Genomic DNA, 13,061 nt, shown 5'->3' on the forward strand with positions numbered 1-13,061 from the left:
GCATTTGCCCGGTTGCCGGCCAGCGGCCGGCACTACAATGCGCACATGCAGATTGGTCCCTACAACATCCAGCCCAACGTGGTGCTGGCGCCGATGGCCGGTGTCACCGACAAGCCGTTCCGCCTGCTGTGCAAACGGCTGGGCGCGGGCCTGGCTGCCTCGGAGATGACCATTTCCGACCCGCGCTTCTGGAACACCCGCAAGTCGATCCACCGCATGGACCATGCCGGTGAGCCGGACCCGATCAGCGTGCAGATCGCCGGCACCGAACCACAGCAACTGGCCGAGGCGGCGCGCTACAACGTCGACCACGGCGCCCAGATCATCGACATCAACATGGGGTGCCCGGCCAAGAAGGTCTGCAATGCCTGGGCTGGCTCGGCACTGATGCGTGATGAAGACCTGGTCGCGCGCATCCTTGCCGCCGTGGTGCAGGCGGTGGATGTGCCGGTCACGCTGAAGATCCGTACCGGCTGGGACTGCGACCATCGCAACGGCCCGCGCATCGCGCATATCGCCGAAGACAGCGGCATCGCCGCGCTGGCCGTGCACGGGCGCACCCGCGACCAGCATTACACCGGCAGCGCCGAGTACGAGACCATCGGCGCGATCAAGGCCGCCCTGCGCATCCCGGTGATCGCCAACGGCGACATCGACTCGCCGCAGAAGGCCGCGCACGTGTTGGCGGCGACCGGGGTGGATGCGGTGATGATCGGCCGCRCCGCGCAGGGCCGCCCGTGGATCTTCCGCGAGGTGGCGCACTACCTGGCCACCGGCGAACTGCTCGCCCCGCCCTCGCTCATCGAGGTGCGCGACCTGCTGCTCGGCCACCTGCAGGCGCTGCACGACTTCTACGGCGAACCCCAGGGCGTGCGCATCGCGCGCAAGCACCTGGGCTGGTACGCCAAGGACCGACCGGAAAACGCCGCCTTCCGTGCGGTGGTCAACCGCGCCGACGATCCCGCCAGCCAGATCGCCCTCACCACCGATTACTTCAACGCCCTCGCCGCCGGCGTTCCGTTGTCCTCCGCCGCCTGAGCCTGCCCCCATGACCCCGCCGATCGCCGCCCCGACCTATCTGCACGGCTTCTCCAGCACCGAGCAGCAACGCCTGATGACCCAGGCCCGCCTGTTCGAATCGAGCATCTTCAGCGGCATCGACTACAGCGGCGCGCAGCGCCTGCTGGAGGTGGGCAGCGGCGTCGGCGCGCAGACCGAGATCCTGCTGCGCCGCTTCCCCGAACTGCACGTCACCGGCGTGGACCTGAGCGAGTCGCAGCTGGCCACCGCCCGCGGCAACCTGGAAAAAACGCCCTGGTGCAGCGAGCGCTACACCCTGCTGCAGGCCGACGCCGGCAACCTGCCGTTCGGTGCGCGCGAGTTCGATTCGGCGTTCCTGTGCTGGGTGCTGGAACACGTGCCGTCACCGGCGCGCGTGCTCAGCGAGGTACGCCGCGTGCTGGCCCCGGGCTCGCCCGTGTACATCACCGAGGTGATGAACGCCTCCTTCCTGCTCGACCCGTATTCGCCGCACATCTGGCGCTACTGGATGGCCTTCAACGATTTCCAGTACGACCATGGTGGCGATCCGTTCGTCGGCGCCAAGCTCGGCAATCTGCTGCTGGCCGGTGGCTTCCGCGACGTGCATACCGAGATCAAGACCATCCACCTGGACAACCGCGAGCCGGCCCGGCGCAAGACCATGATCGCGTTCTGGGAACAGCTGCTGCTCTCCGCTGCCGATGCACTGCTGGACGCGGGCCTGGTCGACCAGGACACCGTGGCGGGCATGCGTCGCGAGTTCAGCCTGGTGCAAAACGATCCGAACGCGGTGTTCTTCTTCTCGTTCGTGCAGGCACGTGCCACGGTGTATTGAGTCCCGCCCCCGATCGGCAGTTGATCGGGCCGGGTACGGCACCTGCGTTGCTGCGCAGCGCGAGGAGAGCAGTCAGCGCGTCGACCCCGGCATGGCGTCCGCGCTGGCCGGATCGACGGTGCCGGGTGCGGTCCAGATGCGTTGCCACAGGCCGGCGAACCGGCGTTTGAGCTGCGCCTTGCCCTCCTCGCTTTCATAGACGGGGCGCAACTGCCTGACAGGGATCGCCGACCAGCCGTCACCGTCTGCACGAGCCACGGCAAAGGTGAAGGTGTAATCGGGCTCCAGTCCCATGCGCAGGTCGCTCACCTGCAGCTGGCCATCGACCACCCGGGCACGCATGAAGCCGCGATTGAACCAGTTCAACCGTGCCACGGCCGGAAGGCCGGCAACCTCGGCCTGGCGCAGCGCCTGCACGTTGGAGGGATAGCCCTTGAAGGTCATGGGACCCCGGTCGGCCACCAGCGAACGCTCGCCGATCACATAGCCGCTGGGGGTCATGGCCACCACCTGCCACAACAGCGTATTGAACGGCGTGGCCGCCGAAAAGCGCGGCGCATCGCCCAGGCCCATCGCGGTCAGTGCGCGATCGGCCTCGCGTTCGACGGTGTACTTGGCCAGCAGCGACCCGCCGAGGTAGCCACTGCTCAGGACCAGCCCGGCGACCAGCGCCTTCTGTGCGATCGGGCGGCTGCGCGCGAACCACGCCACCGCGCAGCCGATCAACAGCCACACGGTATACAGCGGATCGATGATGAACACGCTGGACCACATCGTCGGATGCGGGGTGAACGGCCACCACAGCTGAGTACCGTAGACGGTGAACGCATCCAGCAGGGGGTGGGTGACCAAGGCCAGCAGGATCGCCCAGAACCAGCGTCCGGGCGCCTGCGCGACCCGACCATGGCCGAAGCGTTTGAACAGCCACCAGATCAGCGCGGCCACCCACGGCAGCACCAACAGCGAGTGACTGTAGCTGCGGTGTTCGGTCATCAGCGCCACCGGGTCGGCGGTGGTGAAGCCGAGCAGCAGGGCATCCAGGTCGGGCAGCGTGCCGAGCGCGGCACCGGCCAGCAGGGCAGCGCGGCGGTGGCCGGCGGGGGCGATGACGGCGGCGACCGCGCCGCCCAATACGATCTGGGTAAAGGAGTCCATCGGCCGATGCTAGCAGCCGGGCCGACCCATGCGGAGCGGTCAGGCCACCTCGGGCAGCCGCGTTGCAGCGGGCAGCTGCGCCAGCGTGTGACCGGTATGGTCCAGCAGCCGCAGGCTGCCGTCGGGGTCCTCGGCCAGCGCAGTGAGGCTTTCCACCCAGTCGCCGTCGTTGGCGTAAACCAACCCGTCGCGCTCGACCAGCGCCGCACGATGGATATGCCCGCAGACAATGCCGTCCAGTCCGCGGCGGCGCACATCGTCCAGCCCGGCCTGCACGAAGCGCTCGATGTACCGCTCGGCCGCGCTGCTGCGCTTCTTGAGGAATTCGGACAACGACCAGTAGCGCCACCCGAGCCGTCGGCGCACGGCATTGAGCAGGTGGTTGCCAGTGAGAATGCGGTAATAGAGCCAGTCGCCGAATTGCTCCTGCAGGCCACCAAAGTGGGTGACGCCGTCGTAGTCGTCACCGTGGGCCACCAACAGCCGGCGGCCATCGGCGGTGACGTGGATGGCACGTCGGCGCACCTGCATGGCCGGCAGCATCAACCCGCAGACCTTGCGCAGCGATGCATCATGGTTGCCAGGGATGTAGATGATTTCGGTCCCCGCAGCGCGCAGCGCGTGCAGCGCCTGGATCACCTCGCCGTGGGCCGGTCGCCAGGTAGCTCGGCGATGCGCTATCCACCACAGGTCGATGATGTCGCCTACCAGGTACAGGCGCGCGCAGCGCAGGCCGGCCAGGAACCGCGCCAGCTCGGCGGCATGGCAGTGCCGCGACCCCAGGTGGACATCGGAGAGGAATACCGCGCGGCGATGCGGCGCCAGCCGCGCCACCGCGCTCCTGCCAACGTTCGCGTCGCACTGCGTCTGCTGCTGCATGGCGTGCTCCCCCCAGGCCCGGCGGCCGGATGCGCCGAAGCCTGCGCCTGTCCCACTGCAGGCCGATGGCGGTTTGACGACAGCGGGATGACCGGCCCTGCTGTCGCGCAGCGCAGCCGCGGCGAGGGTCCACTGTCACGCAGGTGGAACACTGGGCGGTGACGCTGGACCCCAATACCGTCACAACGGGCCCTGCGACGGGCACACGGGCTTAACCTGGGACAACCTGTGCTGACGCACAATGCAACGGCGCGGGTTGCCGTGTATCATTCGCGCCCATCTTTCCATCCGAATCAAAGGATATTACGCCTGATGTCCAGCTACCTGTTCACCTCCGAATCGGTCTCCGAAGGCCATCCGGACAAGATTGCCGACCAGATCTCCGATGCGGTGCTGGACGCGATCCTGTCCCAGGACCCGCGGGGCCGCGTGGCCTGCGAGACCATGGTCAAGACCGGCGTGGCGATCGTGGCCGGTGAAATCACCACCAGCGCCTGGATCGACCTGGAAGCCTTGACCCGCAAGGTGATCCTGGACATCGGCTATGACAGCTCCGACGTCGGCTTCGACGGCGCGACCTGCGGCGTGCTGAACCTGATCGGCAAGCAGTCCCCGCACATCGCCCAGGGCGTTGACCGCAAGAAGCCCGAAGAAATGGGCGCTGGCGACCAGGGCCTGATGTTCGGCTATGCCACCAACGAGACCGACAGCTACATGCCGGCCGCGATCCATCTGGCGCACCGCCTGGTCGAGCAGCAGGCCAAGGTCCGCAAGAAGAAGAACTCGCCGCTGTCCTGGCTGCGCCCGGATGCCAAGAGCCAGGTCACCCTGCGCTATGAAAACGGCGTGGTCTCGGCCATCGACGCGGTGGTGCTGTCCACCCAGCACGCCCCGGGCGTGAAGCAGAAGGACCTGATCGAGGCCGTCCGCGAAGAGATCATCAAGCCGGTGCTGCCGGCCAAGTGGCTGCACAAGGGCACCAAGTTCCACATCAACCCGACCGGCAAGTTCGAGATCGGTGGCCCGGTGGGCGACTGCGGCCTGACCGGCCGCAAGATCATCGTCGACACCTACGGCGGCTGGGCCCGTCACGGTGGCGGCGCGTTCTCGGGCAAGGATCCGTCCAAGGTCGACCGTTCGGCCGCTTACGCTGCCCGCTACGTCGCCAAGAACGTCGTGGCCGCCGGCCTGGCCGACCGCTGCGAAGTGCAGGTCTCCTACGCCATCGGCGTGGCCGAGCCGACCTCGATCTCGGTCACCACCTTCGGCACCGGCAAGATCAGCGATGACAAGATCGAAAAGCTGATCCGCAAGCATTTCGACCTGCGCCCGTACGGCATCATCAAGATGCTGGACCTGATCCACCCGATGTACCAGCAGACCGCCGCCTACGGTCACTTCGGCCGCAAGCCGAAGGACTTCAGCTACCTCAACGCTGCCGGCGAAACCGTCAACGCGACCGCCTTCTCCTGGGAGAAGACCGACCGCGCCGCCGCTCTGCGTGCAGATGCGAAGTTGAAATAATCAATCGGTAGAGCCGACCGTTGGTCGGCTGCCTTTGATCGAAATAAACGACGGGCCGCGAAAGCGGCCCGTCGTCGTTTGGGCACCCCGCCCAGCCGACCAACGGTCGGCTCTACCGGGCGGGCAACCGGCGCTACACTGCCGCCATGCCCGAATTCAAATCCAACCAGCTGTCCATGACCGTGCTGATGTCGCCGGAGATGGCCAATTTCTCCGGCAAGGTCCACGGGGGCGCGGTGCTGCGCCTGCTGGACCAGGTCGCCTATGCCTGCGCCAGCCGTTATGCCGGGCGCTACGTGGTCACCCTGTCGGTGGACCAGGTGATGTTCCGCCAGCCGATCGCGGTCGGCGAGCTGGTCACCTTCCTGGCCTCGGTCAATTACACCGGTACGTCCTCGATGGAAATCGGGGTCAAGGTGGTCGCCGAGGACATCCTCAAGCGCAGCGTGCGCCATGCCAACAGCTGCTTTTTCACCATGGTGGCGGTGGACGAGGACGGCAAGCCCACGCCCGTGCCGCCGCTGCAGATGGAAACCAGCGACGAACGCCGCCGGCACGCGGCCGCATTGATCCGCCGCCAGCTGCGCGAGGAAATGGAGCAGCGCCACCTGGAGCTGCTGGCGTCCAACCCGCCGTCCCCGGAGTAACCCGGTTGTGCCGTCCCTTGGCCGGCGCTGCACGATGCTGGAATCACTTGGGCAATCCATGGCACACGCGCATTGCAACATCGTGCGCTTACCCAGCGATGGAGGAAGCCGGCCAACGGCCGGCACTACCGGTGACCGACCACAGACCCAGGGTGGGAATCACCCGGTGTTCTGTACCCCCTGCGATACGCCGTTGACGCACGCCACCAGCGCGCGCAGCACGTCGTCATCTTCGCCCCCGCTCTCGCGCCAGCGCCGCAACAGGTCCACCTGCAGCACGCTGATCGGATCGATGTAGGGATTGCGCAGCCGGATCGAGAGCGCCAGCCGCTGGTCGTGCTGCAGCAGTTCGTCCTGCCCGGTCAGCGCCAGGATCTGCGTGGCGGTCAGGTCCAGCTCGCGCTGGATCTGCGGGAAGAACGTGTCATGCAGCCCACCCGACAAGCGCGAGAACTGCTCGGCGATGGTGAGATCGCCCTTGGACAGGACCATCGCGATGTCGTCCAGGAAGGTGCTGAAGAACGGCCAGTCGCGCGCCATCTCCTTCAGCGTCGCGGCGTGCCCGGCCTCGATCGCGGCCTGCAGTCCACTGCCCACGCCGTACCAGCCGGGGATCACCGCGCGCGCCTGGCTCCAGGCGAACACCCACGGAATGGCACGCAGGTTGGACAACGCCGCATCTTCGCCCAGTCGGCGCGAGGGGCGCGAGCCCAGCGTCATCCGCTCGATCACATCGATCGGGGTGGCGTGGCGGAAGTACTGCATGAAGTCTTTCTGCCCGACGAAGGCGCGGTACGCATCCGCACTCTTCTGTGCGATCAGATCCATCACCGGGCGCCACTGTTCCTCGCGCGGCTCCGGTGCGCGCGGGCGCAGGCTGGAGCGCAGCACCGCACCGGTGGACTGCTCCAGCGAGCGCAGCGCCAGCGCGCGGATGCCGTACTTGCGGTGGATCACTTCGCCCTGCTCGGTCACGCGCAGGCGCCCGTCGATGCTGCCGCGCGGCGAGGCATCCACCGCGTGGGTGGTCTTGCCACCGCCGCGGCTGATCGACCCGCCACGGCCATGGAAGAAGGTCAGGCGGATACCGCTCTCGGCCGCCACCTCGAGCAGTTCCACCTGCGCCCGCTGCAGGCCCCAGCGCGAGGCGGCGATGCCGCCATCCTTGCCGCTGTCCGAATAGCCCAGCATCACCATCTGCACATCGCCGCGTGCGGTCAGGTGCGCCCGGTACACGGGGTCGGCAAGCAGGTCGCGCAGGGTATCGGTGCCGCGGCCGAGATCGTCCACGGTTTCAAACAGCGGGGCGATATCCAGCGGCACCGCGCCACCGTCATCCACCAGCCCGCCGCGGCGCGCCAGTGCAAGCACGGCGAGCACGTCGCTGCGATCGTGCGCCATCGAGATGATGTAGCTGCCCAGCGCGTCGGCACCGTGGCGGCGGCGTGCGTCGGCCAGTGCGGCGAACACCGCATCCAGACGCTGCCCGCCCGCTTCGCTGCTGGCCGGCAGGGCCTGCTCGCCGCTGGCGAACGGGGCAAGGCGCGCCGCGCGGGTGACCGCATCGGCGGCGTCCCAGGCGTCCTGTCCGTCGAGCACGCTGGCCAGCGCGCGGCCATGCACGCTGGACTCCTGGCGCACGTCCAGCCGCGCCAGGTGGAAACCGAAGGTACGTACCCGCCACAGCAGGCGGCGCACCGCGAAGCCACCGGCATGGTCGCCCTTGTTGGCATGCAGGCTGGCCAGGATCAGCTCGATGTCCTGCTCGAGTTCCTCCGGGCAGGCGTAGGCGCCGTCGGCATCGTCGAGGGTGGCCTGCACGCGCGCGCGCATGCGGTCGTTGAGCAGGCGGTACGGCATGTCGGCATGCCGCGGGCGCGACCTCACCTGCGGCAGCAGCTGTTCGTAATGCGCGACGCGCGCCTGCAATGCATCGCTGACTGCGATCCGCTCGGTGGACTGGCTGAGCAGGCTGGCCAACTGCAGCAGGTCCTTCTGGTAGCGGCCCAGTACGGCTTGGCGCTGCGCATCGAGCGTGTTGCGGATGGTGCCGGCATCCACGTTCGGGTTGCCGTCCATGTCCCCGCCCACCCACGTGCCGAAGCGCAGCAGCCGTGGCAGCGGCAGGTCCTGCCCGTAGGTATCCAGCAGGGCCTGCTGCAGCGATTCGTACAACACCGGAATCACCCGGTACAGCACCTGCACCAGGTAGAAGCCGACGTGCTCGCGTTCGTCATCCACCGTCGGCCGTACCGGCGAGGAATCGGTGGTCTGCCAGGAGGCAGTGAGGGCCATGCGGAAGCGTGCGGCATCGGCGGCCGCTTCACCGGGCGTGCGCTGGCCGTCGAGGTTGTCGACCAGGCTGGCGACCATCAGCTGCTCTTTTTCCAGCAGCGCGCGGCGTACCGCCTCGGTGGGGTGTGCGGTGAACACCGGCTCGATGTCGATGCGCGGCAACCACTGCGCCAGCTCCTCCAGCGTGACGCCCTGCGCCTTGAGCTTGACCAGCGCGTCCTGCAAGCCATCCGGCTGCGGTGCGGCGGTACCGGCGCGCTGGTAGTCACGGCGGCGGCGGATGCGATGCACGCGCTCGGCGATGTTGACCACCTGGAAATAGGTGCTGAAGGCACGCACCATCGCTTCGGCGCGCGCCGGCGGCAGGCCGGTGAGCGCATCGTTGAGATCGGACAAGGGGGCGTCGCTTTCGCGGCGGGCGATGGCGCGCGTACGCACCTGTTCCACATCATCGAAGAACTGCGTGGACACCTGCTCGGCAAGCAGGTCGCCGACGAGTGCGCCAAGTCGGCGTACGTCGTCGCGCAGGGGAATATCGGGAGTGGCAAACACGATGCTGCTACGGTACTCGTTCATCTGCGACGCACTGGCCTCGGGAACGGAATCCACTCAAGCCTAACCCACAACGGAGTCAATGCTGCGTCGCGCAAATAGTTACATCTGGTAGTGCCGGCCGCTGGCCGGCTCCACGCAGTGTTGGACATCACGTCAGCGCTGCTTCTTGATCGGCTTGCCCGGACCGACGGTCTGTTCCAGCCAGCGCTCGCTCTCGGCCAGCATGGTCATGATCGATTCGCGTGCGCGGTAGGCGTGCGATTCGTTGGGCAGCATCACCAGCCGCGCGGTCCCGCCCAGGCCCTTGACCGCGGCGAACATGCGCTCGCTCTGGATCGGGAAGGTGCCGGAGTTGTTGTCGTCCACGCCGTGGATGAAGAGGATCGGGTCCTTGATCTTGTCGGCGTAGTTGAACGGCGCCATCTTCTGGTAGACGTCCTGCGCCTGCCAGTAATTGCGTTCCTCGGCCTGGAAACCGAACGGAGTGAGCGTGCGGTTGTAGGCGCCGCTGCGGGCAATGCCCGCCTTGAACAGGCGGGTATGCGCGAGCAGGTTGGCGGTCATGAACGCACCGTAGGAATGGCCGCCGATGGCGATGTGCTCGCGGTCGGTCACGCCCCGCCGCACCACTTCATCCACCGCCGCCTCGGCGTTGGCGATCAGCTGCGGCAGGTAGGTGTCGTTGGGCTCCTTGTCGCCTTCGCCGATGATCGGCATCGACGGGCTGACCAGCACCGCATAGCCCTTGGCCAGGAACGCCTGCGGGCCCCAGTAACTGATCGCGTTGAAGCGGTACGGCGAATCGGTGACCTGGCTGGCCGCGGCAGCGGTCTTGAACTCGCCCGGGTAGGCCCACATCAGCAGCGGCAGCGGGCCGTCCTTCTTCGCGTTGTAGCCCGGCGGCAGCATCAGCGTGGCGGTCAGGTCGACGCCGTCGTTGCGCTTGTAGCGGATCTGCTCCTTGCTCACCCCACGCAGCTGCGGCAGCGGGTGTTCGAAGCGGGTCAGCGCCCTCGGCGCGGTGTTGGCATCGGCCAGCGACTGCACGTAGAAGTTGGACGGCTCGTCGGGCGACTCGCGGGTCAGCAGCAGGGAGGTGCCTTCCTGGTCGAGCAGCGCCTGCGGCACCRCGTAGCCCGGGGCCTGCGAGTGGAACAGGCGCGTGGTCTGCTTGCTGGTGAGGTCGAGGCGATCCACGAACGGACGGTCGCCTTCGGGCGAGGCACCCTGCCCATACAGGAAGATGCTGCGGCCATCGGCGGTGATCTGCAGGCGCGAGCGACCGTTGACGTCGCGCACCATGCCCGGCTTGCCTGGATCGCTGTAGCGGTCCTGCGAGGAGCGCGAGGACAGCAGCTCCGGCGCAACGTCGGGCTGGTCCGGGGCGATCCGCCACTGCTTCACTTCGCGGTTCTTCCACCACGATTCGTTGAGCAGGGCCAGGTCGCCACGCCCCCACTGGATGCCGGCGTAGCGGCTGCCCAGCTGGGCCAGGGTCACCGGCGGTGTCTCGAACGGTGCCGACTGCATCATCACCGCATCGCGCACCCTGGCCTCGCGGTTGGGGTCACCGCCGTCCTGCGCTTCGGCCCAGACCAGCGTCGCCGGGGCGTCGGCRCGCCAGCCGATGTCGCGCACGCCGGTGGGCACCGCGTCGTTGCCGGTCGGCAGGCCTTCCACCAGCGGCAGCGTGCTGACCGTGTGCTCAAGCTTGCCATCGGCGGCGGACAGCACTTCGATACGGCGCGGGAAGTCGTCGGCCGGCACCAGGTAGGAATACGGACGCAGCACGCGCTCGGCCAGCATATGGCGGCCATCGGGCGAGACGCTCACGTCCAGGTAGACGCCGGCGGTGGACAGCGGCGTGGCCACCCCGTTGAGGGCGATCCGCGCCGGCTGCGCGCTGGCGTAGTAATCGAACAGGCGCGCATCGGCTTCGTTCTTGAGCAGGTCCTGGTAGGTGCGGATCGAGCGGACCCCGGCATCGGCCTCGGTCTGCTGGATCGCCGGACCGGCCGGGATGCCCCCGGCCGCTGGCGCCGGGCCCTGGCCTTTGAGCTGCTGCATCACCAGCAGCCCGCGGCTGTTGGGCAGCCAGCTGTAGCCATCGCCGAGGACGGTGTTCAGATCGGCCACCAGCCTGCGCGCGGCGCCGGCGGCGACATCGACGATCCACAGTTCGTTGGCTCCGCTGGCCGCATGCACCTGGTTGAAGGCCAGGTACTGCTGGTCCGGCGACCACGCCAGCGTGGCGATCGACAACGGCTGCGGCAGGCCGGTGATCTGGCGCTCCTTGCCGTCGGCCACGTTCATCAACCACAGCTTGTTGCCGAAGCTGAAACGGCTGAAGGCGTGGGTGGCCGGGTTGATGCGCAGCCCGGCCAGCTTCAGCTCCGGCTGGGCCACCTCGGCGATGGACGGCAGCGAGGGGGTCTGCAGCATCGCGGCGATATCGCGGCGCGGCGACAGGCTCAGGGTCGGTGCACGCGGGGCATCGACCACCGCCTGCAGCGCGGCCGAGGGCAGTTCGTAGCCCTGCTCGCCCTTGGCCGCGACCACCTGCGAGGCGGAGGTCTTGCCAGCCGGTGCCGCCAGTGCCAGCGGCGCAACCGCCAACAGCGCCATGCCCACGAGCAGGCTGCTCCAGCGCGCGCGGCGCCGACGATCATTGCGTGTCATCTTCGATCCCTATGCTGATGCAAACCCCGGACCTTAACAGCCGGGCGCAGATCGCCCCCCTGCCGTTGGTTGGGGGCGGCTGCCGATTCATGCCAATGCAGCGGGCCGCGATATACTGGGCGGCCCTCCACCGAGGGGCGCTGCGACCGTTCCGGACCCTGTCCGGCCGGCCAGGCTCGGTGGCCAGGATTGTTCCAACGGCGCCCGGCGATTGCGAGTTGTGCTGTCATGCGGGTGTCTGGTTGCCGACATCTCGCTTGACGAGCATGACTCGTCACTACCGGAGCTTACGAATGAATGCTGTTGCCAAGACCTTCTCCACCGAAGGTGATTACAAGATTGCCGATATCAAGCTCGCCGACTGGGGCCGCAAGGAACTGGACATCGCCGAGCACGAGATGCCGGGTCTGATGTCGATCCGCCGCAAGCACGCCGCCACCCTGCCGCTGAAGGGCGTGCGCGTGACCGGTTCGCTGCACATGACCATCCAGACCGCCGTGCTGATCGAGACCCTGAAGGACATCGGCGCCGACGTGCGTTGGGCGTCCTGCAACATCTTCTCGACCCAGGACCACGCCGCCGCGGCAATCGCCGCCTCGGGCACCCCCGTGTTCGCCTGGAAGGGCGAGTCGCTGGAGGAGTACTGGGACTGCACCCTGGACGCACTGACCTTCACCCTGCCCGACGGCACCCTGACCGGCCCGGAACTGGTGGTCGATGACGGCGGCGACGTCACCCTGCTGATCCACAAGGGCTACGAGCTGGAAAACGGCAGCGACTGGGTCAACGAAAAAGCCGCCTCGCACGAAGAACAGGTCATCAAGGACCTGCTCAAGCGCGTGGCCAAGGAGCGTCCGGGTTACTGGGCGCGCGTGGTCAAGGACTGGAAGGGCGTCTCCGAAGAGACCACCACCGGCGTGCACCGCCTGTACCAGCTCGCCCAGGCCGGCACCCTGCTGATCCCGGCGATCAACGTCAACGACTCGGTCACCAAGAGCAAGTTCGACAACCTGTACGGCTGCCGCGAGTCGCTGGCCGACGGCCTCAAGCGCGCGATGGACGTGATGCTGGCCGGCAAGGTCGCCGTGGTCTGCGGCTACGGTGACGTGGGCAAGGGCTGCGCCGCCTCGCTGCGTGCCTATGGCGCCCGCGTGGTGGTCACCGAGATCGACCCGATCTGCGCCCTGCAGGCGGCGATGGAAGGCTTCGAGGTCAACACCATCGAATCCACCCTGGGCCGTGCGGACCTGTACGTCACCACCACCGGCAACAAGGACATCATCCGCATCGAGCACCTGAGCGCGATGAAGGACCAGGCCATCGTCTGCAACATCGGCCACTTCGACAATGAAATCCAGGTCGATGCGCTGGTCGGTTTCCCGGGCGTGCAGCACGTCAACATCAAGCCGCAGGTGGACAAGTACGTGTTCCCGAACGGCAACGCGATCTTC

General features: G+C 67.6%; 9 protein-coding genes and 1 riboswitch. Of the genes, 5 read left to right on the top strand and 4 right to left on the bottom strand.

All coding sequences use genetic code 11. The annotated features are described in order from the left end of the window. Nucleotides 1-45 precede the first annotated feature (45 nt). Together dusB and ACXJKH_RS02200 are read left to right on the top strand one after the other, a co-directional pair. On the top strand, nucleotides 46-1,038 hold the full coding sequence (gene dusB, locus ACXJKH_RS02195; protein WP_457318126.1) for a tRNA dihydrouridine synthase DusB: 993 nt from the start codon (nucleotides 46-48) through the stop codon (nucleotides 1,036-1,038). 10 nt (nucleotides 1,039-1,048) lie between these two features. Continuing rightward, entirely contained in the window at nucleotides 1,049-1,876 is an 828-nt protein-coding gene (locus ACXJKH_RS02200) for a class I SAM-dependent methyltransferase (protein WP_256774932.1), read from the top strand. A 72-nt stretch (nucleotides 1,877-1,948) separates the two neighbouring features. On the opposite strand, the gene ACXJKH_RS02205 is transcribed toward ACXJKH_RS02200, so the two are convergent. Continuing rightward, a complete protein-coding gene (locus ACXJKH_RS02205) occupies nucleotides 1,949-3,031 on the bottom strand; it encodes a metal-dependent hydrolase (protein WP_457318127.1) in 1,083 nt (360 codons plus the stop codon). A gap of 39 nt (nucleotides 3,032-3,070) precedes the next feature. Next, nucleotides 3,071-3,910 carry a UDP-2,3-diacylglucosamine diphosphatase gene (locus tag ACXJKH_RS02210; protein WP_457318128.1) on the bottom strand — a complete coding sequence of 280 codons (840 nt, stop codon included), beginning with the start codon at nucleotides 3,908-3,910 and terminating at the stop codon, nucleotides 3,071-3,073. A gap of 312 nt (nucleotides 3,911-4,222) precedes the next feature. On the opposite strand from ACXJKH_RS02210, the gene metK reads away from it, so the two are divergent. Further along, the gene (gene metK / locus ACXJKH_RS02215; RefSeq protein ID WP_256774929.1) at nucleotides 4,223-5,434 is read left to right on the top strand and encodes a methionine adenosyltransferase; all 1,212 of its coding nucleotides are present in this window, start codon (nucleotides 4,223-4,225) and stop codon (nucleotides 5,432-5,434) included. 146 nt (nucleotides 5,435-5,580) lie between these two features. Continuing rightward, nucleotides 5,581-6,081: an acyl-CoA thioesterase gene (locus ACXJKH_RS02220; protein ID WP_457318129.1), complete on the top strand. Its 501-nt coding sequence runs from the start codon at nucleotides 5,581-5,583 to the stop codon at nucleotides 6,079-6,081. A 159-nt stretch (nucleotides 6,082-6,240) separates the two neighbouring features. Here ACXJKH_RS02220 and ppc read toward each other — a convergent pair whose 3' ends face one another. Then, entirely contained in the window at nucleotides 6,241-8,952 is a 2,712-nt protein-coding gene (ppc, locus tag ACXJKH_RS02225; protein ID WP_457318130.1) for a phosphoenolpyruvate carboxylase, read from the bottom strand. 132 nt (nucleotides 8,953-9,084) lie between these two features. Beyond that, complete coding sequence (locus ACXJKH_RS02230) at nucleotides 9,085-11,610, bottom strand: S9 family peptidase (RefSeq protein WP_457318131.1); 2,526 nt, start codon at nucleotides 11,608-11,610, stop codon at nucleotides 9,085-9,087. A gap of 126 nt (nucleotides 11,611-11,736) precedes the next feature. Next, a riboswitch (S-adenosyl-L-homocysteine riboswitch) is annotated at nucleotides 11,737-11,823 on the top strand. An 80-nt stretch (nucleotides 11,824-11,903) separates the two neighbouring features. On the opposite strand from ACXJKH_RS02230, the gene ACXJKH_RS02235 reads away from it, so the two are divergent. After that, nucleotides 11,904-13,061 (top strand): adenosylhomocysteinase (locus tag ACXJKH_RS02235; protein ID WP_457318132.1); only part of this gene is annotated, 1,158 nt, incomplete at its 3' end.

Source organism: Stenotrophomonas sp. P5_B8 (genome assembly GCF_054049855.1).

Bases quoted from the DNA above. Each gene is read 5' to 3' on its own strand.
- ACXJKH_RS02200 (WP_256774932.1), top strand. From the start codon at position 1,049: ATGACCCCGCCGATCGCCGCCCCGACCTATCTGCACGGCTTCTCCAGC.
- ACXJKH_RS02205 (WP_457318127.1), bottom strand. From the start codon at position 3,031: ATGGACTCCTTTACCCAGATCGTATTGGGCGGCGCGGTCGCCGCCGTC.
- ACXJKH_RS02210 (WP_457318128.1), bottom strand. From the start codon at position 3,910: ATGCAGCAGCAGACGCAGTGCGACGCGAACGTTGGCAGGAGCGCGGTG.
- metK (WP_256774929.1), top strand. From the start codon at position 4,223: ATGTCCAGCTACCTGTTCACCTCCGAATCGGTCTCCGAAGGCCATCCG.
- ACXJKH_RS02220 (WP_457318129.1), top strand. From the start codon at position 5,581: ATGCCCGAATTCAAATCCAACCAGCTGTCCATGACCGTGCTGATGTCG.
- ppc (WP_457318130.1), bottom strand. From the start codon at position 8,952: ATGAACGAGTACCGTAGCAGCATCGTGTTTGCCACTCCCGATATTCCC.